This is a genomic window from Streptomyces sp. DF42 (assembly GCF_058267695.1).
In genome coordinates, this window is the sequence record NZ_CM177859.1 from 5,124,847 (window position 1) to 5,143,323 (window position 18,477).

Genomic DNA, 18,477 nt, shown 5'->3' on the forward strand with positions numbered 1-18,477 from the left:
ACGGCGACACCCCCTGGACGCGCTCGGCTTGGACCTGCGGGCGGTGCGCATCCTGCTGGGAGTGGCCGTCATGAGACTGCCGGGAAGAGCGGCCTGGCGGGCTCCGGGCCCTCCATGCCCGCTTCTACGACCGGCTCGGCATCCGGCCGAACCCCACGCGTCCCCCACCCCCGGCCATCGGGCCACCGAGCCGTCGTCCCGGCCGGCGCCCATCACAGGGGCCTCCCGCGCCTGTGACATCAGTGATCTCAAGGCTCCCGAAGACCCGAGCGCCGGCCGGTTCGCCGCCGAGTCCTGGAGCATGAAGGGAAGCCGCCTGGAACTGCGCGACCTCGTCTTCGGCGGCGTGGTGACCGTGGACACGGCCGCCGGGCCCAAGCGGGTGCTCAAGTTCTCCGCGGCGGCCGTCACGATCCGCGACCTGAAGATGGCCGTACCCGTCGGCCCGCAGATCCAGCACATCGACGGAGCGCCCGGCTCGACGTCCACGCTGCGAGGCGACCACATCACCATGTACGTCGAGAGCCTGACGGGCACCCTCTCCGGCGTCGAGGGCATTCCCCTGCCTCCAGCCCTCCGCCTTACGCCCGACACCGTCCCGGAGTGGCTCTACGACAGCGTCGGGAAACTCGGCCTCAAGCTCCAACTCGGCCTGGACGGCGCCGACATCGACCAGGCCGGACAGATAGGTGGAGAGCTCGTCATCCCGGGGATCCACGGGTATGGAACGCCCCGGTGAAGCCGGGAGCCCGCCGGGCTTGCGCCTGGAAACCGATCGGTTTACCTTGGTGGAAACCGATCGGTTTCTCATTCTCCGGTGAGAGTCATGACCGTTTTGGTAACCCCCTCACACACAAGGAGTCGGCGAGATGCCCAGCCAAGAGTCACGTCCCACCATTCACATTCCGGGGACCACCAGCCACACCATCGCCCCCCGCGCGGGATCCGGCGGCCGCGAGGGAACGCTGCGCTATCTCAAGGCGGGGACCGGCGCTCCCGTGGTCCTGCTGCACACGGTGCGCACGCAGGCCGAACACTTCCGCCACCTCATCCCGCTGATCGCGGACCGGTACACCGTGTACGCCCTCGACCTGCCGGGGATGGGCCACTCCGAGATCGTGCCCGGTGCGTCGTACGAGGAGCCGGCGATGCGCGCGGGCGTCGAGCGGCTCCTCACCGAACTCGACCTGCACGACGTGACGTTGGTGGGGGAGTCCATGGGTGCGGTGCTCGCCCTGACCACCGCGGCCGATCTCCCGGAGCGGGTACGGCGCGTCGTCGCGGTCAACGCCTACGACTTCCCCGGCGGCATCGCCCGCTCCGGCCTGCTCGCCCGCGTGGTGGTCAGCGGAGTCCTCGCGCCCGGAGTGGGTCCGGTGATCGCCGGGGTGGAGCCCAGGGCCGCCCTCCGGCGGATCCTGCAGGGCGGCCTCGGCGACAAGAGCGCGCTGCGCGAGGACTACGTGGACGAACTCCTCCAGGTGGGCAGCCGCCCCGGCTATCCGGCCGTCGCCCGGGGTGTGTACCAGGCCCTGCCCAGCCTCATCGCCGCCCGCCCCCGCTACCCCGAGATCAAGGCGCCCGTCCACCTCGTCTACGGCGAGAAGGACTGGTCCCGCCCCTCGGACCGGGAGGCCAACAAGCGGCTGCTGCCGGCCGCCGAGTTCACACAGGTGCCGAAGGCCGGCCACTTCATCGCCCTGGAACGGCCCGACGTGCTGGCCGACCTGCTGAACGCAACGGCCTGACCACCACCGCGGCCCGAGGAGCGTCGCAGGCCGGACCCCAGATCGAGTTCGATGTTCCGGCGGAGATGCGTGACGGCTCCGTGCTGCGCGCCGATGGCCCCCGCTGGGACCGCAACCTCAACACGGGCGAACCCGAGGAGAACGCGACCATTGCCCGAGTGGCCCGACAGCAGGTCTTCCACGACCCCGCCCGGCCATCCCGGATCGTCCTGCCCGTGGCGCCTCCGGCTTGACCGGATGCTGCCTCCGTTTTACTGTGGAACCAGTGCGGAGGTAGCCTCCGTTTTATGGGGATCGCAGGATCGCGTGAGTCGGGAGGGCGTATGGGCGCCAGCGGACAGCAGGGGAGCAAGCCCCGTGCGGATGTCCGGCGCAACCGTGCCGCCCTCCTCGAAGCGGCGCAGCGTCACTTCCTGAAGCACGGGGTCGGTACGTCCCTGGAGGCGGTGGCCAAGGAGGCGGGTGTCGGGCCCGGCACCTTGTACCGGCACTTCCCCACCCGGGAAGCGCTGCTGGCGGCCGTGTTGCAGACGCGCTCCGAAGAACTGGTGGCGCGTCAGGAAGAGATCGCGCGCCTCGGCGACGCCGACAAGGCGCTGGAGCAGTGGCTGCGCGCGCTGGAGGAGTACTTCAGCGCGTTCAGCGGGCTGCCGGAGCCGCTCATGGCCGCGGCCAGGGCTCAGGATCCGGACAATCCGCTCACGCTCCCCTGTGACACCGTCATCACCGCCACCGAGGAGTACGTGCAGGCCGCTCGGCGGACGGGGCACGTGCGCAAGTCGGTGAAGGGGTACGACCTGTTCCTCGCGGCCATCTCCGTCGCCTGGCTCAAGGGTGCCGGTGCCGCGGAGGAGGAGTCGCTGGACCGCGTTCGCGCGCTCATCGCCGTCGGCTATCGCGAGCAGAACGCCGAGGCGTAAGCCTCTGCCGGGCGATCACCGGAGCGACCAGGATCTCTGGACTCCGGGCGGTTTCCCGCGCCTTCATTCCACAGTCCCACAGTGATCACATCGTGCCGCCCTGGGGGTGGTGCGCCTATTGGAAGTACAAATCATGAGAATTTCTGTTATCGGTGCCGGAGCGATCGGCGGCAACCTCGCCCGCAAGCTCGGCGAAGCCGGTCACGACGTCCAGGTGGCCGACGCTCGCGGGCCCGAGGCCGTCGCGCCCGACGTGCTGGAGACCGGCGCTCGCGCCGTGGCCCTTGACAACGCCGTCAAGGACAGGGACGCCGTCGTCCTGGCCATCCCCTTCGGAGTGGCGGGACAGCTGGCCGATCTGTTCGCCTCCGTCCCCGCAGAGACGGTGGTCATCGACACCTCCAACTACTACCCGCACCTCAGCGGCCGGATCGAGGCAGTGGAGGGCGGCGCCATAGAGAGCGTGTACACCTCCGAACTCCTCGGGCGCCCCGTGGTCAAGGCGTGGAACGCCGCCCTGGCCGGAACCCAGCGAACGAAGGGTGTCCCGGCGGGCACTCCGGGCCGCATCGCTCTTCCGGTCGCCGGCGACTCCGAGGAGGCGAAGCGTGTGGCCATGCGTCTGGTGGACGACACCGGATTCGACCCCTATGACGCGGGAGCACTGGCCGACTCCTGGCGTCAGCAGCCGATGGGGCCCGCCTACTGCACCGAGCTGACCCTGGACGAGCTGCCGGCGGCCCTGGCCGCGGCCGATCGCGTCAAGGACGCGGCGGTCCGGGAGAGCATGGGGGAGCGCTTCGCCGCTCTCGGTGCCGATCCCACGCTGGAGGACGTCGTCGAGATGAACCGCGCCGCCCACAGGTGACCACCGTCGTCGTCGGCCCGCGGCGCACACCCCGTACGAGAAGTCCCCCGACAGGTCCTCTCGTACGGAGCGCCGCGGCCGGGTTCCACGGCACGCCTGCTCTCCGCTCACGTGCAGCGGCCCTCTCGTGCGCGCACGGGTGTGCGCCGTCTGCCACCCCGCCTCGTTTGTACGCCGAGCATCACGACGCCGCCAGCGCCGCCTCCTCGGCGCCGGAGATCCTCATCGCCCTGGCGGCCCGCACCGCCTCACGTATCCGGGTGGCCTCCGGCGCGGTGCCGCTCAACCACTACCTCCCTTACAAGGTCGCCGAGACCTTCCTCCGACTCGAAGCCCTCACACCGGGCCGGATCGACCTCGGCTGTCCTCGACAACCGTTAGGCCCAACAGCGCCAGGTGTGCCTGCGGGAACGGACGATCTACTCGCCGGGAGGACGGGCCGCGCCATGATCTCCGCGGTGGGGCTCAACTGCCGTGGACCGTGTGTGCTCCACAGCCCAGACCTCAACCCTCCACGGGCGCAGCCCCTGAAGGGTGACGTTCTCCTCTGCGACGATTGCGAAGGTCGGGCCGCGCGGCTGTCGACCTTGACTGTCCGCTCCTGTGGGCACGCCGTTGACGCAGACCGTGGCCTCGCGGATGTTGGTGACGTATTCTTCTTTGTACATCACCAACATCGTGCAGGAGGCGCCGCGTGTCTGTGACCCAGATCGACATCGACGACGACGCTCTGGAACGTGCCATGGCTTTGTCCAAGGTCAGGACCAAGAAGGAGGCAGTCAACCTCGCCCTGCACTTCTATGCCGAGCAGCAGGAGCGTGCCGCGCGTATCGGTCGACACTTCGAGCGTGCGCGTGAGTGGGGGGCTGTTGAAGACGCCGAGCGTTTGCACCGGGCGGAGAAGCACAGCCGGTGATCCACCTGCTCGACACCTCCGGCCTGGTCCGGCTGCTCCGCGACCCGAAACTGCAGTCGGCCTGGTACGACGCGATCGACGCCGGGGCCATCGCATCCTGCTACGTGCAGCGCGCCGAGTTCCTCCACAGCGCCCGGAACGGACGCGAGTACGACGAGATCGCGGAGATGTTCACCGACCTGTACCCCGATGTGTCGGTACCCAAGAACGCGGGACGCTGGATCGGCGCAGTGCAACGCCGTATGGCCCAGGGCGGGGAGCATCGCAGCGCTTCGGCGGTGGACCTCCTCATCGCCGCGACCGCAGCCCATCACGGACTGGCTGTCCTGCACGACGATGGCGACTACCGCGCCATCGCCCGGCACGCATCCGACCTGACCGAGCACAACATCCACGACATCGCCTGAGGGGTTTCCGCTGCGCCCGCGTCCGGCGAAGACGGCGAGCCATGTCGTCATGCTGGAGATCACGAAGTGTCAACTGAGTGCCACGCGGCGCGTCCGCACCCGCCGTGGCGGACTCGTTGAAGTCGTGTCCCTCGGGCAGTAGTTGGGCAACCGACAGTGCTGCGGCCTCCGCACACGCCATCCGTCTCCCCAAGGGGACGGGCAGGCTGAGGGCTCACAGGCGTGACCGATGTGGTTGATGCAACGAAACCGCAGGTCAGAGGAGCCGTTCGGTGTCAGGATCAGCAAGTCCGCCATGAACGCCGAGAACTCGTGCCCTCCACGTGCCCAATCTTCGTGCGCCCGGCGGCCGGTTTCTGCGGAGAGGTCCTCGCCAACGCATAAGCCCCAGGCCGCTGACCTGGGGCTTCAAAAGAGCGGGTGACGAGAATCGAACTCGCGCTCTCAGCTTGGGAAGCGACGGCGCTTGGCGGGCCTGATGGCTTCTGACCTGGTCATATGCGCTCTGGTGTGGCGCCCGGAAGCGCGTGAACGCACCGCTGTTGACCGTGGTTTACCGGTCTTAAGGGCACGCTATGGGCACGCCGTCGGCTTAGAGACGAGGAGGGCCCCTCTTGGTGGCCGACGCGCGGACGAGCCCTGGAAGCGAGCGTTGGCCGGAAGGACGCCGTTGCAGGAGCACATGGATAAACCGGCACGATGCCTGAGCGGCGGCATCCGCATCATCGATGTCGACCTCACCCCTGTTCACAGCGCTGCGCGGCTACGCCCGCGCCCACAACCGGCGCCTGCCCGATGTGGCCCGCGCCTTCATCGACGGTACGGAAGTCCTTCCCGGCCTGGCGGCCTGACAGAGACCGTCCCGCCCCGCCCTCGATACCGGCCTTGTCGGCGGCCCAGCCGACGGCACTGTTGGCGAACACCGAACTGCCGACAGAGCATTCCGTACGACGGTCGTGGACGTCCTGGTATCAGCGGATGTAGTCGGCCGCGCCGTTGGCTTCGCGGAGCTGGTCGCTGAGCGCGGACAGCACGGCCGCCCGTCGCCTCGGTGGGACACGGGCAGGTCCAGGGCTGAGTCTCGATGCGTGCCGTGTCAGTCACCACATCACGGGCAGGGATGGCTACGGCAGCACCCTCTAGGCGGGGACGCGCGGGTGCCTGAGCGGTGCTCCGGCCCGATGGAGGCTGGTGAGGGCCTGCCGGTAGGAGGTGATCAGCCCGGTCTCGACGTAGTCCACGCCCAGTTCCTCGCAGTAGCGGCGGATGATGGTCCGGGCCTTGCGCAGGTTGGGGCTGGGCATGCTGGGGAACAGGTGGTGCTCGATCTGGTGGTTCAGCCCGCCCAGTGCGATGTCCGTGAACCAACCGCCGCGCACGTTGCGTTGCACCTGGCGGCGGAGGAAGTCCGGGCGGTCATCGCCCGTCAGGATCGGCATGCCCTTGTGGTTCGGAGCGAAGAGGGAGCCGAGATAGACGCCGAACAGGCACTGGTGGACGACGAGGAAAGCGACCGCCATGCCGGGCGGCAGCAGCCAGAGCAGGACGGTCAGGTAGACCGCGAAGTGCGCGAACAGCAGGGCGCCGTCGAGCGTTCGGTGCTTGAGCGAGCGATTGGCCAGCGCCTTCACGCTCGACACGTGCAGGTTGAAGCCCTCCAGTGTGAGGAGCGGAAAGAACAGGAACGCCTGCCAGCGGCCGATCAGGCGAGGGAGCCCCTTGGCGGCCCGGGCCTGGTCCTGGGACCAGACCAGCAGGTCGGGGTCGAGGTCGGGGTCGAGTTCCTCGTGGTTAGGGTTGGCGTGATGGCGGGCGTGCTTGTCCTGCCACCATCCGTAGCTCATCCCGACGCCGGTGCCGGCGATCCGGCCGGATGCTTCGCTGGCCCGGCGTCGGCGGAACACCTGGCGGTGGGCTGCGTCATGCGCGAGGAGGGCGACCTGGCCGAAGACGACGGCCAGGAAGCCGGCGACGGTCAGCGTCCACCAGCTGTCGCCGATGAGCGCGACGGCGGCCCACCCACCGACGTAGAGCGCGGCCACCACTGTGATCCGCACTGCGTAATAGCCGGGACGGCGCCCCAGCAGGCCGGCATCAGCGATCTTTCTCGACAATCGGGCGAAGTCACTGCCGGACGTCTCCGAGGGCGAGGGGCGGACCGTGGTGTCTGTGGTCATGTTGCTGTAACTCTCTCCGAAGGAGGCAGATGGTCAGGCGCCGCCTCGGAGTTGCTGAGACCGGGCCACAGGCAGGGATGCGCTTCCGCCGTTGCGGATACGCATCGCACGAGGAGCAGGGACGACGTCCCTCTCGGCATGCGGGTTCCCTGCCAGGCAGGTCTCACACCGTGGCAGGACAGGGCTGGCGGAGCGACGGCCGCGCGCTTTCAGGGAAGAACTGGGGACGGCCGGTGAAGGAGGGGCGGCTGATCACTGGGGGGCACTCGTCACGGTGACCGGCGAGGTCCGTCGCCAGGCCGCGGTTTCCGTGATGAGGACGGCGACGGTGGCCGGGCCCGGGGTGTGAGTGGTGGCTGCCTCGGCTACGGCCTCCCTGACGGCGCGGGCCACTTGCAATGGATGGTGTCCGGGGCCGACCGCGAGGTGAACCTCGATGTGTCGGCCGGGTGGATCATCATGGTCCTCCACTCTGACCGGGCGGCTGCCCAGCACGGCGGTGAGGCGGGCGACGCCCGGCACACCCGCTGCGACGGCCGCCAGCTCCCTGGCGAGTCCGCGCATGGACCCTGTTCCGGTCACCGGGGGCGAGCTCCGCGCGGCCGCAGCTTCCGGCGTGGGCCTCATGGTCGTCGCCGCGGTCCGAGACGTCATGCCTGCCTCCGGGACCTCACGGAGAGCCGTTACGCGCAAGTCAGCCGTCACCGTGGCCAGCCCGAGCTGTTCAGTGGCCGCGCCGAGCAGTGTGCTCCTCAATTCGTCGGCGGTCTCCGGCAGCGGCCGCACGAGGGATGCGGTGAAGGCGGCCTCGATGGTGAGCGGGCCAGGCGGTAGCGCGCTGGCTGGCGGACGGACGGCCGGCTCGGACAAGGGTTGGAGCGGTGCCGACCCGATGCGCAGGGACTCCAGTCGGACACCGGGGATCTCGGCGGCGGCGCGCCCGAGGGCCTGGACGGCCGCTTGCTCGGTGATCCACGTCCCGTCGTGGGGCCCGCCGAGCGGGAGCAGCCGGCCCAGGTCGAGCTGGCGTCGTACTGCCTGCGTCAACGCCTCGGTCACTGGCCTCTCACCCTTCTTCCACGGCCGCGGTTCTTGTCACGCGGCGCTCTGCCCGAGTGTCCGCGAGAGCTCGGGGCAGGGGCCTCAGGCCCCCTATCGGACCACCCCCTCTCACGCCCTATAGATGGGTAAAAGGTACTAAAAGACTATAATCGCAGTAATGGGTGCTCTGTGGCCTCGCGAGGGAGGAATATCCCGATGACTGAGAACACCGGCGTCAAGCTCGGCGCTGCGCCCGGGTCTCGCGGCCGGACGACCATCGCTGAAGTGGTGGTGGAGAAGATCGCCGGAATGGCGGCACGGGACGTGCTCGGCGTCTATGCCCTGGGCAGCGGATTCGCCCGCTCGATGGGATCCATGCGGGAGCGGATGCCCGGCGCCGGCAGCGGCAAATCCGCCACGCGCGGGGTCAGTGTCGAGGTCGGAGAGCTGCAGGCGGCCATCGATCTGGAGCTCGTCGTCGACTACGGCGTCGCGATCACGGACGTGGCCGCCGCGGTGCGGGAGAACGTGATCTCCGCGGTGGAGCGGATGGCGGGTCGGGAAGTCGTGGAAGTCAACATCACGGTCAGCGACGTGAAACTGCCGGACGACGAGGAGGACGAAGGGGAGGAGCGGCAGCGGATCCAGTAGCCGGGGCGGAACAGCCCACTTGAGTGAAGGAGCGCGAAATGAGCAGGGCCGTGGTGGGCTTGATGGCCGGAATGGCGCTGGGTTTCGCCGCGTATTTCGGTGACTTCTGGGCTTTCCTGCTGGTGCTGGTGCTGGGCCTCGTCGGTCTCGTCATCGGGCGGTTCACGGAGGGTGATCTCGAACCGGGCGACTTCGTCCGCCGCCGGGACCGGCAGGATCGGATCCGTGACGACCGGCGACAGGCTCGGGGAGACTGGCGGCGGTGAGCGGGGAAGCCGATGAGCGTCCGGGCGTCCCCCGCGGGGAGCGCGGGGCGACCATCGTCACCGACCGGGTCGTCGCGAAGATCGCTGCCCGGGTGGCGCGCGAGGCGCTGAGCCGGTTCACCGAGTCGGCCGGCCACGTACCATCCGGCCGCCGGACGCCACACGTGAGCACATCCCTACGGCGGGCGCCGGAACGGACCAGCGCAGGACGGGACGCCGAGTCCGCCGCCGGACGGCAGGCGGTGCTCGGCGAGGCACGGCTGCACATCACCGTCGAGCTCGGCTATCCCTCCGACATCGGGGCGCAGTGCGCCGCGGTGCGCCGGGAGGTCACCGAACGGATCAGGACATGGGCCGGCATGGAGGTGTCCGACCTCGCGGTATCGGTCGGGCAACTGCACTCGGCGCATACGCGGCACACGGACCGGGAGAGGGTGAGATGAGCGCGAACACCTCGCGGCAGCCGACCGGTGACAGGGACCTCTCCTCCGGTCCGGGACAGGCGGTTCCGTCCGCCGACGGCACCCCGGGGGCGGCCGGGGACGCCACGAAGGTGATCGACGGATCAGGCCGGTCGGCGCACCGTTTCTGGTCGTCGCGGCGCATTCCCGCGGCCTTGGCAGCCATGCTGTCCGCCGCGGCCGTCGGATTTCTCCTGTACGACGTGGTCGCGGTGCGGGCAGGCCGGAATGCGATGCGCTGGCGGCGGCGGCTCGCCGAGGAACTGGCCACACGGCCCCTGGACGACGTCTGGATGATCGTCGGGGCCGCGGTCGCGATGGCCCTCGGCCTGTGGCTCTTCCTGCTGGCGGTGACGCCGGGACTGCGCCGGCTGCTGCCCATGCGGCGGCCCACCGGTATCCCTGGGACAGAGGACGTCCGAGCCGGGCTCGACCGCCGCGCGGCCGCCCTGGTTCTGCGCGACCGGGCCATGCAGGTGCCCGGTGTCCAGTCGGCACAGGTCGATGTCGGCCGCCGGAAGGCCAAAGCCCGGGCACGAGCACACTTCCGCGATCTTGAGGAGGTCCGCGCGGACCTGGACGCCGAGCTGGGCGAAGCCGTGACGTCTTTGGGCCTGGCCCGGCAACCCACACTGGCCGTGCGCGTCCGGCGCCCCAAGAAGGGCTGAGGTGATCCTGATGCTCAGGACGGTGAACCGGGTGCTGCTCGGGCTTCTCGGCCTCGGACTGTTCGCCCTGGGCGGCGGCGTGCTGCTGGGCGCACTGGACCTGCAGCGCCACTGGGACTTCGACGTGCCGGGCTGGTGGCCCTTCCGGGGACCGGACGATGCGGTGCTGGGCGCCTGGGGACGTACCCGGTGGCGGGAAGAGGACTGGTGGTGGCCGACCGTGATCGCGGTGCTCGCCGTGCTGCTGGCCCTGCTGCTGTGGTGGCTCCTCGCGCAACGCAGACACCGCCTGGACCGTGTCCTCGTCGACAGCGGAGACGGCGCGCCGGCCCGACTCAACGGCCGCACACTGGAGGACGTCATCGAGGAAGAGGCGCAAGCCCTCGACGGGGTCTCGCGGGCTCATGTCCGGCTGACGGGCCGACGTACCGCTCCGACCGCACGCGTGCGGCTGCTGTTGGAGCCTCACGCCGATCCAGCGCGGGCTCTGGGGCAGCTGAGCCGCGAAACACTCGCACAAGCACGAGACTCGGCCTGCCTGGACCGCCTCCCCTCGAAGGTCCGACTCCGGGAAGCCCGCCACCGCGCCAAACGCGCCACCTAGGATCCCCTGGGCCCAAGCCCCGTGGGGGGTACCGGCTGCGAGGTCGCCCACGATTCCTGGAACCCGAGCGTTCTGGCACGCGGAGGATCAAACCGACAGCACGCTGCCTGGCGCACTCGCTTCGCTGACGGCGTGCGCGAAGACACCGGCCCTTGACGGCCTTGTGCGCCGACATCGAGCACAGGCACAGCGTGTCGTGCCGTACCGAGAGACCACGCAGATCTCGCACGGTTCCTTTCCAGGAGACGTCCCGTCATGCTCCTCTTCCTGACCCTGCTCATCGCCGGAATCGCTCTGGTCGCCATAGGCGCGGCCGTCGACGGCATGCTCTACCTGATGTCCATCGGCGTACTGCTTCTGATCGTCGATCTGCTCTACCTGGCGGCCCGATCCATCTGGCGCTCCACCCGGCGCCCGGCCCGCTGACCGGCTCCCGAATGCCCAGGACCAGTCCGGGCCTGACAGCACAAAGCCCCCGGAGGGACCTTAGGTTCTAGGAGCCGTCGCAACACCCCAGTTCAAGGGGGGCGATGTTCGAGATCCGCAAGCCCCGGGCCGTGGCGCAGGGCCGCAGGAAGCTGACCCGTGAGTGGGAGGAATACTGCCGGCTCGTGCAGCAAGGCGTGAGTGGTGTCGCGGGGCAGGGAATCGGAGAGAACTTCGCGCTGTACCGCATGGACACAGCGCTGCGGCTTCGAGCGCCACGTCATGGCTGCTCCGCGTTCGCGGCTGCCGTACGGTCAGGCGATCCGGGTGTCGCGCAGCAGCAGCAGCGCCACGTCCACCACCGCCACGGCGACCGCCGCCGCGAACGCCGCCCGCTCGCAGCGGTGTCCCAGCACCGTCCCCGCCACCGCGACCAGGCCGGCCACCGCGAGCGCCGCCAGTCCCCACCTGCCGGGTGGTCCGGCGGGCCCCAGCACCAGCACCGCGGACGCGGCCACCAGCGGCGCCGGCAGCAGCAGCCGGGTGCCGTCCGGGCCCAGCCGGTGCGGCCATCCCCGAACTCCCGTCGCCAAATCCCCGCGGATGTCCGGCAGTGCGTCACCCAGATGGGCGCCGACCCCCAACAGCGCCCCGGCGGTGACAACCCACCAGGCCGGCCATGGGTGCCCAGGCAAGGCCAGCGCGACGAACGCCGGGAGCGCTGCGAAGCCCACCGCGTACGGTGCCCAGGACCATACTGTCGCCTTGAGCCGCAGGTCGTAGGCCCACGCCGCCGCCACCCCGGTCAGGTGAACGGCGCCCGCCCGCAGGCCACAGGCGAGCGAGAGCGGCACGCACAGCGCCAGCGCGGCATAGGCGGCCACCCACACGTCCGTCACTCCGACCGTGCCGTCGGCGACGGGTTTGCCGCGGCGGCCGGCCGCGATGTCCCGGCGCGCGTCGAACGCGTCGTTGCACCAGCCGACGGACAACTGCCCTGTCAGCACGGCGGCGGCGGTCAGGACGCAACGCGCGGCGCTCTGGCCGGCGGTGACGGCCAGCGCCGCCATCAGGGCGGTGACCGCCACGACCGGCCCGGGGTGGCACGACCCGGCCAGACCAGCCACCCGGTCGGCCCAACTCGCCGTCGCGCCGTCGGCCGTCGACTGCTCGGGAGTGCCCACCCGCCGATCCTAGGCGCCCGAGCCCCACCCGGCTGGAGCACACGCCCCCTCGGGAGGAACGGCCGGACGGGCCGTTCATGGTGTCGAAGTCCCGGTCCGGGGAACATGTGGGGAGCAACTCACCCGAGTTGGTAATTGGACGGGAAACTTATGACGCGGATCGCCGCCGTTCACGGTGCCCTCGCACCGCACCGTCGCACCCAGTCCGAGATCACCGATATGGTCGCCCGCACCTGCCTGCCGGAGGGAACCGACCGCGGGGTCGTGGACCGGCTGCACCTCAGCGCGAAGGTCGGCGCGCGTCACATGACGCTGCCGCTCGAACGGTATGGGGAACTGGACGGATTCGGCGCCGCCAACGACGTCTTCATCGCCGCCGCCACCGACCTGGGTGCCAAGGCCGTCCAAGACGCACTGGACATGGCGGGTCTGACCGCCGCCGACGTGGACCTGCTGATCTTCACCTCCGTCACCGGCATCGCCACGCCCTCGATCGACGCACGGCTGGTCGGCCGCCTCGGACTGCGGCCGGACGTCAAACGGCTGCCACTGTTCGGTCTGGGCTGTGCAGGCGGCGCAGCCGGCCTGGCCCGTATGCACGACTACTTGCTGGGCCGGCCCGACCACGTGGCGGTGCTGCTGTCCGTCGAACTGTGCTCGCTCACCTTCCAGCGCAACGACGCCTCCATGGCCAACATGGTCGCCACCGGACTGTTCGGCGACGGCGCCGCCGCGGTCGTTGCCTGCGGCGCGAGCTGCCCGGACCGCCCGGACGAGACCGCCGGCCCGACGATCGTGGACACCCGCAGCCACCTGTACCCGGACACCGGCCGCGTCATGGGCTGGGACATCAAGGACACCGGCTTCCAGGTCGTCCTCGACCCACAGGTCCCCGATGTCGTACGCCGTTACCTCGCCGATGACGTCGAGGGGTTCCTCGGCGACCACGGGATCAAGCCGAAGGACGTGACCGTCTGGGTGTGCCACCCCGGCGGCCCCAAGGTCCTGGAAGCCGTCACCGAGGCCCTCGACCTGCCCGACGACGCGCTCGATGTGACCTGGCGTCACCTCGCCGAGGTCGGCAACCTGTCCTCGTCATCGGTGCTCCACGTACTGCGCGACACCCTGGCCCAACGCCGCCCGCCGCCGGGCACACCGGGTCTGCTGCTGGCGATGGGGCCCGGCTTCGCCTGCGAACTCGTCCTGCTGCGCTGGTAGTTCGAACCGTCGAAGGACACGAAGGACATAGGGATACGAAGGACATAGAGACACATGATCTGGTACGGACTGCTGGTGGCCGCCGTCGCCGCCGAGCGCGTCGCCGAACTCGTCGTCGCCCGCCGTAACGAACGGTGGAGCACCGCCCGCGGCGCGACCGAGTCCGGGCAGGGCCACTACCCGGCGATGGTCGCCCTCCACACCGGCCTGCTGGCCGCCTGCCCGGTCGAGGTCTGGCTGGCCGACCGGCCCTTCGTACCCGCCCTGGCCTGGCCGATGCTGGCCGTGCTCGCGGGCGCCCAGGCGCTGCGGTGGTGGTGCATCCACACCCTGGGACCCCGGTGGAACACCCGGGTGATCGTCGTACCCGGCCTGCCGCTGGTGACCGGCGGCCCCTACCGGTGGCGGTGGCTGCGGCACCCGAACTACGTGGCCGTTGTCGCCGAGGGCCTGGCCCTGCCCCTGGTGCACACCGCCTGGATCACCGCGACCGTGTTCACGGTACTCAACGCCGCCCTGCTCACCGTGCGCATCCGCTGCGAGAACCGGGCGCTGGCCGCCACGACCACGCCGACCACGACCGCTCCGGCGTGATCGACGTACTGGTGGCCGGCGGTGGACCGGCCGGTCTGGCCGCCGCGATCCACGCCGCGCTCGCCGGCCTGGAGGCCGTCGTCGTCGAACCCCGGACCTCGCCCGTGGACAAAGCCTGCGGAGAAGGCGTCATGCCCGGCGGAGTCGCCGCGCTGAGAGCACTGGGCGTCGAGGCCAGTGGCCGCGAACTGCGCGGCATCCGCTACGTGGACGGTGGCGTCCGCGCCGAAGCGTCCTTCCGCGGCCACAGCGGGCTGGGGATCCGTCGTACGATGCTGCACGCCGCTCTGCACCAGCGCGCTCTCGGCCTCGGCGTGCGGATGCTGCCGGGCAAGGTCGGCGAGGTGCGCCAGAACGCGGACACGGTCACCGCCGCCGGAACCACAGCCCGTTGGCTGATCGCCGCCGACGGCCTGCACTCCCCGGTGCGCCGCAGCCTGGGGCTGGAACTGCCGGGCCGCCCCCACGGTCGCTACGGGCTGCGCAGGCACTACCGCGTCGAACCGTGGACGGACTTCGTGGAGGTCCACTGGTCCCGCCACGGCGAAGCCTATGTGACACCGGTCGGCGACGACCTGGTGGGCGTCGCGGTCCTCAGCCGCAACCGTCGCGGGTACGACGAGCACCTGGCCGACTTCCCTGCCCTCACCGCCTCGCTGCGCGGCCCGGCCACGACGGAGGTACGCGGCGCCGGACCACTGCGACAGCGGGTGCGGCACAGAGTCGCCGGCCGTGTCCTGCTCGTCGGCGACGCCGCCGGCTACCTGGACGCCCTCACCGGCGAGGGCATCGCCCTCGCACTGGCGACGGCCGGGGCCGCCGTCCGCTGCCTTGCCGCCGGACAACCGGACAAGTACGAGCACACATGGTCCCGGCTGACCCGCCGCCACCGACTGCTGACCGGAGCCCTGCTGGCCGCGAGCCGCCGTCCCGGCACCGCCCGCCTCATCGTCCCCGCAGCATCCCGGATGCCCCCGGTGTTCTCAGCAGCGGTCCACGCACTGCAGTAACGGTAGGCCGGCCTGGAGACCGCCTGGGTCCCGTGGCCGAGCACAGAGATCGTCTCGCCCTGTGACCCGGAGGCCCGCTGCAGCCAGAAACTCACCTCGGCCGGGACGGAGGCACGCGCGACTGGCCGTCCTGTTCTCCTTCTCCAACCTGCCTGCCGGGTCCGCGAAGACCGACTGCAGTGCACCGGCAACGCCGACGGCCGAGGCCGCCGCAACATCCTCCTGCTGCAGCCCTTGCAAAAGATCCAGACCTCAGTCCGACACGAGCAGCGGCCTTCCCGTCATGGGTCCAAGTACCGTGCAGGGCACCGGGTATGAGCGCGCCGTGACACCTCGACATTATCCACATCCTGAGATGGGCGGCTTCGGGCCGTCCGTCGCACTGGGGCAGGACTACCATGCTCTACAAGCGTCCCAGACCCCGGCGGCTTGTCGTTTGGCGACACAGATGGCTGCGTGGAGCGGAGCTCTCGTCCGTCACCCGACGCATCCCTGGAGAGAACCGGGCGGACCCTATGTCCTGTCGCGCAGGCCCTCGGACCGGCCGTCGTTCCGCCTCCGCCGCACGTACGTCCCTGCCAGCAGCGCGCCAAGAGGAGCCGGGCCCCGGCGTCCCCATCTCGCTGCCGGATGGTCTTTGGAACCGAGGCGTCATGCCCCTCCCACGGCTCACCATCTATCGTCATGACCGACGGAAACGGGCACTGATCACCCTGGCTGGTGAGATCGACCTGGAATCGGCACCGCTGGTGTGCGCAGCACTGGCGCGATGCCTGAGCGACGGCATCCGCATCGTCGATGTCGACCTCACCCCTGTCACCTTCTGCGACTGCAGCGGCCTCAACGCCTTCCTCTACGCCGCGCAGCGGACCAGGAAGGCCGGCGGGAGCCTACGACTGCACAACCCGCCACCGTCACTGGCGCGGATCCTCGAGCTCACCGGCTGCGGGTTCCTGGTTGCCGACCTTCCGCTCGGGCATCTGCCACCGTCTCTCGGGGACGTCCCTGACCCGGTCGCTCCGGCCCTGCCGGAGCGGAGTGTCCCGCTGGTGGCTGTCCTGTCGGGCGATGTGCGGTGAAGGCCCAGCCCAGGCAGGGGCAGCCGCACAAGGCGCATGCAGGCGAGCCGTCCACCATGGACGCGGTGCGGTTGCGCCGCGTGAACCGCTGGCTGGCGCAGGACTTGGGCGGGGAGCTGGCGGATCTGTACGTCGACTCCCGAGAGACGTCCGCCGCTGAGGCGTACCACAGCCGTAGCCGCCCGGACTTCCTGAGCCGTCTCACCGGCGACATCCGGCGGCCGGGGTTCGCCATGGTGATCGCGGAGACGGACCATCTGGTGGGATGCGCCTTCGGATTCCCGGTGGCCAGTGACGGCATCTGGTGGCTCGGGTTCGACGGAACACTGCCACAGAGCATCGAGCAACTCACCGCCTCCGGCGGCGTCTTCGCGATCACCCGCATCCTGGTCCAGCCACACCCGCAGGACCAGGACGTGGCCCGCCGTTTGCAAGAGCGGCTGCTGAGCGACCACCAGGCATCCCTCGGCGCCACCTTGGTGGATCCGGGCGATCACCCGACCCTCGCGTCGCTCCGCTCCTGGGGATGGCTGGACCTGGGAGAGGTGTGGCGGCCGGCGGGCCCGACCATGTTCCGTGCGCTGGTATTCCCCCTCGGAGAACGCACCACGGCGCGTCTGGAGGGCCTGGCCCACGATGCCTGGTCGCGGTGGCCCGGATGAGGGCCGACAGCCGGTCGGCCCGCATCCAGGTGCTGGTCGCCGAGCAGGCGGCCCGACGCGGCGCCCCGGTCGGTGTGGTGGACGTGTGCACCGCGGCCGTGGTCGCATTGCCGGTCGGCGGAGCCGGGGTATCGGCGATGTCCAAGACCACCGCAAGCCATCCGCTGTGCAGCACCGACACCATCAGCGAGCAGTTGGAGGAGCTCCAGCTCACCCTGGGCGAGGGCCCCTGCGTGGATGCCTTCACCCATGGCTCGGCCGTCCTGTCCCCCGATCTGCTGACCGGCGGGCTGCAGGACCGCTGGCCCGTGTTCGCCGATGCTGCCCTGCAAGTCGGGGCACGGGCGGTCTTCGCGCTCCCCCTGCAGATCGGGGCGATCAGCCCGGGAGTCCTCGACCTGTACGCAAACGTGCCGACCGTGCTGGACGCGGAGGAGCTGGCCGACGCGCTGGCGTTCGCCGATCTCGCGACGCTGCTCCTGCTCGACGCGCGGATCGACGAGACGGGTGCGCAGGCCGGCGTACCGTCACCGGACCACGGCTTCGAGGACCTGGGCGGATACCGGGCGGAGATCGACCAGGCCACCGGCATCCTCACCGTCCAGCTCGAAGTCGGCATCGACGAAGCCTTCGTCCGGCTGCGCGCCTACGCCTATACGCAAGGGCGTCGGCTCGCCGACGTGGCCGCCGACGTGGTGGCCAACCGGCTCCGATTCTCCCCGGACACGGAACCGAAACGGACGGACGATGACGCCTGACGCACCGGTTCCGGACGATAAGCGTGCTGCGCTTCCCGCCCCCTCCCGGCGGGACTAGTCTCAATCGAGGGTGACACGATGAATCAGCAGCTCCTGGCCAAGACCTTCGTCGAGCTGGCGGACAACCTGGTCGCCGACTTCGACCTCATCGATTTCCTGCGCCTGCTGACCGACCGCTGCGTGAGCATGCTCGATGCGAGCGCCGCCGGGGTGCTGCTCGCCGACCGGGACGGCAAACTGCGCGTGATGGCCGCCTCCGACGAACAGGTGCGCCTGCTGGAGCTCTTCCAGCTCCAGAACGACGAGGGCCCCTGCCTGGAGTGCTTCAGTACCGGCGCACCGGTGATCGTCCCCGATCTGACCCGGGCGGTGGACCGCTGGCCGCATTTCGCAACAGCGGCCCACCGCAGCGGCTTCGGCGCCGTCCAGGCCCTGCCCATGCGTCTGCGGGACGAGACCGTCGGTGCGCTGAACCTCTTCCGCGCCGCCCCCGGCCCCTTCGACCCGCCCGCCACACTCATCGCCCAGGCCCTGGCCGACGTCGCCACCATCAGCCTCCTACAGCAACGCTCCACCCATCGCAGCACCGTCCTCAACGAACAACTGCAGACGGCATTGAACAGCCGCGTACTGATCGAGCAGGCCAAGGGCAAACTCGCCGAACGGCAGAGCATCGACATGGAACAGGCGTTCACCGCGCTGCGCGGCTACGCCCGCGCCCACAACCGGCGACTGTCCGATGTGGCCCGCGCCTTCATCGACGACTCCGAACCCCTCCCCGGGCTGGTGGCCTGACCACCCTGGCGCGGGCTGTCGCCT

Annotated in this window: 25 protein-coding genes; 22 read left to right on the forward strand and 3 right to left on the reverse strand. The window is 70.1% G+C overall.

Annotated elements, in window-relative coordinates:
* Positions 1–301 precede the first annotated feature (301 nt).
* The 9 genes from ACYUED_RS23395 (at position 302) to ACYUED_RS23435 (ending at position 5,710) form a co-directional block, all read left to right on the forward strand.
* Positions 302–739 carry a hypothetical protein gene (locus tag ACYUED_RS23395; protein WP_491284666.1) on the forward strand — a complete coding sequence of 146 codons (438 nt, stop codon included), beginning with the start codon at positions 302–304 and terminating at the stop codon, positions 737–739.
* Between the two features lie 130 nt (positions 740–869).
* Complete coding sequence (locus tag ACYUED_RS23400) at positions 870–1,748, forward strand: alpha/beta fold hydrolase (protein WP_491284668.1); 879 nt, start codon at positions 870–872, stop codon at positions 1,746–1,748.
* Positions 1,749–1,813: 65 nt separating this feature from the next.
* On the forward strand, positions 1,814–1,981 hold the full coding sequence (locus tag ACYUED_RS23405; protein ID WP_491284670.1) for a hypothetical protein: 168 nt from the start codon (positions 1,814–1,816) through the stop codon (positions 1,979–1,981).
* Between the two features lie 90 nt (positions 1,982–2,071).
* Complete coding sequence (locus ACYUED_RS23410; protein ID WP_491284671.1) at positions 2,072–2,668, forward strand: TetR/AcrR family transcriptional regulator; 597 nt, start codon at positions 2,072–2,074, stop codon at positions 2,666–2,668.
* A gap of 109 nt (positions 2,669–2,777) precedes the next feature.
* On the forward strand, positions 2,778–3,536 hold the full coding sequence (locus ACYUED_RS23415; RefSeq protein WP_491284672.1) for an NADPH-dependent F420 reductase: 759 nt from the start codon (positions 2,778–2,780) through the stop codon (positions 3,534–3,536).
* Positions 3,533–4,240, forward strand: coding sequence for an LLM class flavin-dependent oxidoreductase (locus ACYUED_RS23420; RefSeq protein ID WP_491284674.1), 708 nt, complete (start codon positions 3,533–3,535; stop codon positions 4,238–4,240). Before ACYUED_RS23415 ends, ACYUED_RS23420 begins: the two co-directional genes overlap by 4 nt.
* The gene (locus ACYUED_RS23425; RefSeq protein WP_491284676.1) at positions 4,231–4,452 is read left to right on the forward strand and encodes a type II toxin-antitoxin system VapB family antitoxin; all 222 of its coding nucleotides are present in this window, start codon (positions 4,231–4,233) and stop codon (positions 4,450–4,452) included. Before ACYUED_RS23420 ends, ACYUED_RS23425 begins: the two co-directional genes overlap by 10 nt.
* On the forward strand, positions 4,449–4,859 hold the full coding sequence (locus ACYUED_RS23430) for a PIN domain-containing protein (RefSeq protein ID WP_491284678.1): 411 nt from the start codon (positions 4,449–4,451) through the stop codon (positions 4,857–4,859). The genes ACYUED_RS23425 and ACYUED_RS23430 overlap by 4 nt, the downstream gene beginning before the upstream one ends.
* Before the next feature lie 728 nt (positions 4,860–5,587).
* Complete coding sequence (locus tag ACYUED_RS23435; protein ID WP_491284680.1) at positions 5,588–5,710, forward strand: hypothetical protein; 123 nt, start codon at positions 5,588–5,590, stop codon at positions 5,708–5,710.
* A 288-nt stretch (positions 5,711–5,998) separates the two neighbouring features.
* Here the strand turns inward: ACYUED_RS23435 and ACYUED_RS23440 are convergent, their stop codons facing one another.
* Both ACYUED_RS23440 and ACYUED_RS23445 read right to left on the reverse strand, forming a co-directional pair.
* Positions 5,999–7,036 (reverse strand): fatty acid desaturase family protein, encoded by a 1,038-nt coding sequence (locus tag ACYUED_RS23440; RefSeq protein WP_491284682.1) that lies wholly within the window; start codon positions 7,034–7,036, stop codon positions 5,999–6,001.
* Positions 7,037–7,288: 252 nt separating this feature from the next.
* On the reverse strand, positions 7,289–8,095 hold the full coding sequence (locus ACYUED_RS23445; RefSeq protein ID WP_491284684.1) for a hypothetical protein: 807 nt from the start codon (positions 8,093–8,095) through the stop codon (positions 7,289–7,291).
* 198 nt (positions 8,096–8,293) lie between these two features.
* Between ACYUED_RS23445 and ACYUED_RS23450 the strand changes: the two genes are divergently transcribed.
* The 6 genes from ACYUED_RS23450 to ACYUED_RS23475 all read left to right on the forward strand — a co-directional run bounded on the left by ACYUED_RS23450 (position 8,294) and on the right by ACYUED_RS23475 (position 11,153).
* Complete coding sequence (locus tag ACYUED_RS23450) at positions 8,294–8,728, forward strand: Asp23/Gls24 family envelope stress response protein (protein ID WP_491284686.1); 435 nt, start codon at positions 8,294–8,296, stop codon at positions 8,726–8,728.
* Between the two features lie 38 nt (positions 8,729–8,766).
* Positions 8,767–8,994: a hypothetical protein gene (locus ACYUED_RS23455; protein ID WP_351472778.1), complete on the forward strand. Its 228-nt coding sequence runs from the start codon at positions 8,767–8,769 to the stop codon at positions 8,992–8,994.
* The gene (locus ACYUED_RS23460; protein ID WP_491284688.1) at positions 8,991–9,437 is read left to right on the forward strand and encodes an Asp23/Gls24 family envelope stress response protein; all 447 of its coding nucleotides are present in this window, start codon (positions 8,991–8,993) and stop codon (positions 9,435–9,437) included. Before ACYUED_RS23455 ends, ACYUED_RS23460 begins: the two co-directional genes overlap by 4 nt.
* Positions 9,434–10,123: a DUF6286 domain-containing protein gene (locus tag ACYUED_RS23465; protein WP_491284690.1), complete on the forward strand. Its 690-nt coding sequence runs from the start codon at positions 9,434–9,436 to the stop codon at positions 10,121–10,123. Before ACYUED_RS23460 ends, ACYUED_RS23465 begins: the two co-directional genes overlap by 4 nt.
* Before the next feature lie 10 nt (positions 10,124–10,133).
* On the forward strand, positions 10,134–10,727 hold the full coding sequence (gene amaP / locus ACYUED_RS23470; protein ID WP_491284692.1) for an alkaline shock response membrane anchor protein AmaP: 594 nt from the start codon (positions 10,134–10,136) through the stop codon (positions 10,725–10,727).
* A gap of 255 nt (positions 10,728–10,982) precedes the next feature.
* The gene (locus tag ACYUED_RS23475; protein WP_334479819.1) at positions 10,983–11,153 is read left to right on the forward strand and encodes a hypothetical protein; all 171 of its coding nucleotides are present in this window, start codon (positions 10,983–10,985) and stop codon (positions 11,151–11,153) included.
* 314 nt (positions 11,154–11,467) lie between these two features.
* Here the strand turns inward: ACYUED_RS23475 and ACYUED_RS23480 are convergent, their stop codons facing one another.
* Positions 11,468–12,337, reverse strand: a complete 870-nt coding sequence (locus ACYUED_RS23480) for a UbiA family prenyltransferase (protein ID WP_491284695.1) — start codon at positions 12,335–12,337, stop codon at positions 11,468–11,470.
* 150 nt (positions 12,338–12,487) lie between these two features.
* On the opposite strand from ACYUED_RS23480, the gene ACYUED_RS23485 reads away from it, so the two are divergent.
* From ACYUED_RS23485 to ACYUED_RS23515, 7 genes are all read left to right on the forward strand, one after another.
* Entirely contained in the window at positions 12,488–13,555 is a 1,068-nt protein-coding gene (locus ACYUED_RS23485; protein WP_491284697.1) for a type III polyketide synthase, read from the forward strand.
* A gap of 54 nt (positions 13,556–13,609) precedes the next feature.
* Positions 13,610–14,149 carry an isoprenylcysteine carboxyl methyltransferase family protein gene (locus ACYUED_RS23490; protein WP_334479826.1) on the forward strand — a complete coding sequence of 180 codons (540 nt, stop codon included), beginning with the start codon at positions 13,610–13,612 and terminating at the stop codon, positions 14,147–14,149.
* On the forward strand, positions 14,146–15,159 hold the full coding sequence (locus tag ACYUED_RS23495) for an NAD(P)/FAD-dependent oxidoreductase (RefSeq protein ID WP_491284699.1): 1,014 nt from the start codon (positions 14,146–14,148) through the stop codon (positions 15,157–15,159). The genes ACYUED_RS23490 and ACYUED_RS23495 overlap by 4 nt, the downstream gene beginning before the upstream one ends.
* 653 nt (positions 15,160–15,812) lie before the next feature.
* On the forward strand, positions 15,813–16,238 hold the full coding sequence (locus ACYUED_RS23500; RefSeq protein WP_491284701.1) for an STAS domain-containing protein: 426 nt from the start codon (positions 15,813–15,815) through the stop codon (positions 16,236–16,238).
* Positions 16,235–16,900: a hypothetical protein gene (locus ACYUED_RS23505; protein WP_491284703.1), complete on the forward strand. Its 666-nt coding sequence runs from the start codon at positions 16,235–16,237 to the stop codon at positions 16,898–16,900. The genes ACYUED_RS23500 and ACYUED_RS23505 overlap by 4 nt, the downstream gene beginning before the upstream one ends.
* Positions 16,897–17,658 (forward strand): ANTAR domain-containing protein, encoded by a 762-nt coding sequence (locus ACYUED_RS23510; protein ID WP_491284705.1) that lies wholly within the window; start codon positions 16,897–16,899, stop codon positions 17,656–17,658. The genes ACYUED_RS23505 and ACYUED_RS23510 overlap by 4 nt, the downstream gene beginning before the upstream one ends.
* Positions 17,659–17,736: 78 nt before the next feature.
* Positions 17,737–18,453, forward strand: coding sequence for an ANTAR domain-containing protein (locus ACYUED_RS23515; RefSeq protein ID WP_491284707.1), 717 nt, complete (start codon positions 17,737–17,739; stop codon positions 18,451–18,453).
* Positions 18,454–18,477 lie beyond the last annotated feature (24 nt).

What these genes read in the sequence shown, in the direction of transcription:
- ACYUED_RS23450 (WP_491284686.1), top strand. Translation starts at nt 8,294, where the DNA reads ATGACTGAGAACACCGGCGTCAAGCTCGGCGCTGCGCCCGGGTCTCGC.
- ACYUED_RS23455 (WP_351472778.1), top strand. Translation starts at nt 8,767, where the DNA reads ATGAGCAGGGCCGTGGTGGGCTTGATGGCCGGAATGGCGCTGGGTTTC.
- ACYUED_RS23440 (WP_491284682.1), bottom strand. Translation starts at nt 7,036, where the DNA reads ATGACCACAGACACCACGGTCCGCCCCTCGCCCTCGGAGACGTCCGGC.
- ACYUED_RS23395 (WP_491284666.1), top strand. Translation starts at nt 302, where the DNA reads ATGAAGGGAAGCCGCCTGGAACTGCGCGACCTCGTCTTCGGCGGCGTG.
- ACYUED_RS23510 (WP_491284705.1), top strand. Translation starts at nt 16,897, where the DNA reads ATGAGGGCCGACAGCCGGTCGGCCCGCATCCAGGTGCTGGTCGCCGAG.
- ACYUED_RS23490 (WP_334479826.1), top strand. Translation starts at nt 13,610, where the DNA reads ATGATCTGGTACGGACTGCTGGTGGCCGCCGTCGCCGCCGAGCGCGTC.
- ACYUED_RS23465 (WP_491284690.1), top strand. Translation starts at nt 9,434, where the DNA reads ATGAGCGCGAACACCTCGCGGCAGCCGACCGGTGACAGGGACCTCTCC.
- ACYUED_RS23475 (WP_334479819.1), top strand. Translation starts at nt 10,983, where the DNA reads ATGCTCCTCTTCCTGACCCTGCTCATCGCCGGAATCGCTCTGGTCGCC.
- ACYUED_RS23485 (WP_491284697.1), top strand. Translation starts at nt 12,488, where the DNA reads ATGACGCGGATCGCCGCCGTTCACGGTGCCCTCGCACCGCACCGTCGC.
- ACYUED_RS23400 (WP_491284668.1), top strand. Translation starts at nt 870, where the DNA reads ATGCCCAGCCAAGAGTCACGTCCCACCATTCACATTCCGGGGACCACC.
- ACYUED_RS23500 (WP_491284701.1), top strand. Translation starts at nt 15,813, where the DNA reads ATGCCCCTCCCACGGCTCACCATCTATCGTCATGACCGACGGAAACGG.
- ACYUED_RS23435 (WP_491284680.1), top strand. Translation starts at nt 5,588, where the DNA reads ATGTCGACCTCACCCCTGTTCACAGCGCTGCGCGGCTACGCCCGCGCC.
- ACYUED_RS23410 (WP_491284671.1), top strand. Translation starts at nt 2,072, where the DNA reads ATGGGCGCCAGCGGACAGCAGGGGAGCAAGCCCCGTGCGGATGTCCGG.
- amaP (WP_491284692.1), top strand. Translation starts at nt 10,134, where the DNA reads ATGCTCAGGACGGTGAACCGGGTGCTGCTCGGGCTTCTCGGCCTCGGA.
- ACYUED_RS23405 (WP_491284670.1), top strand. Translation starts at nt 1,814, where the DNA reads ATGCGTGACGGCTCCGTGCTGCGCGCCGATGGCCCCCGCTGGGACCGC.
- ACYUED_RS23515 (WP_491284707.1), top strand. Translation starts at nt 17,737, where the DNA reads ATGAATCAGCAGCTCCTGGCCAAGACCTTCGTCGAGCTGGCGGACAAC.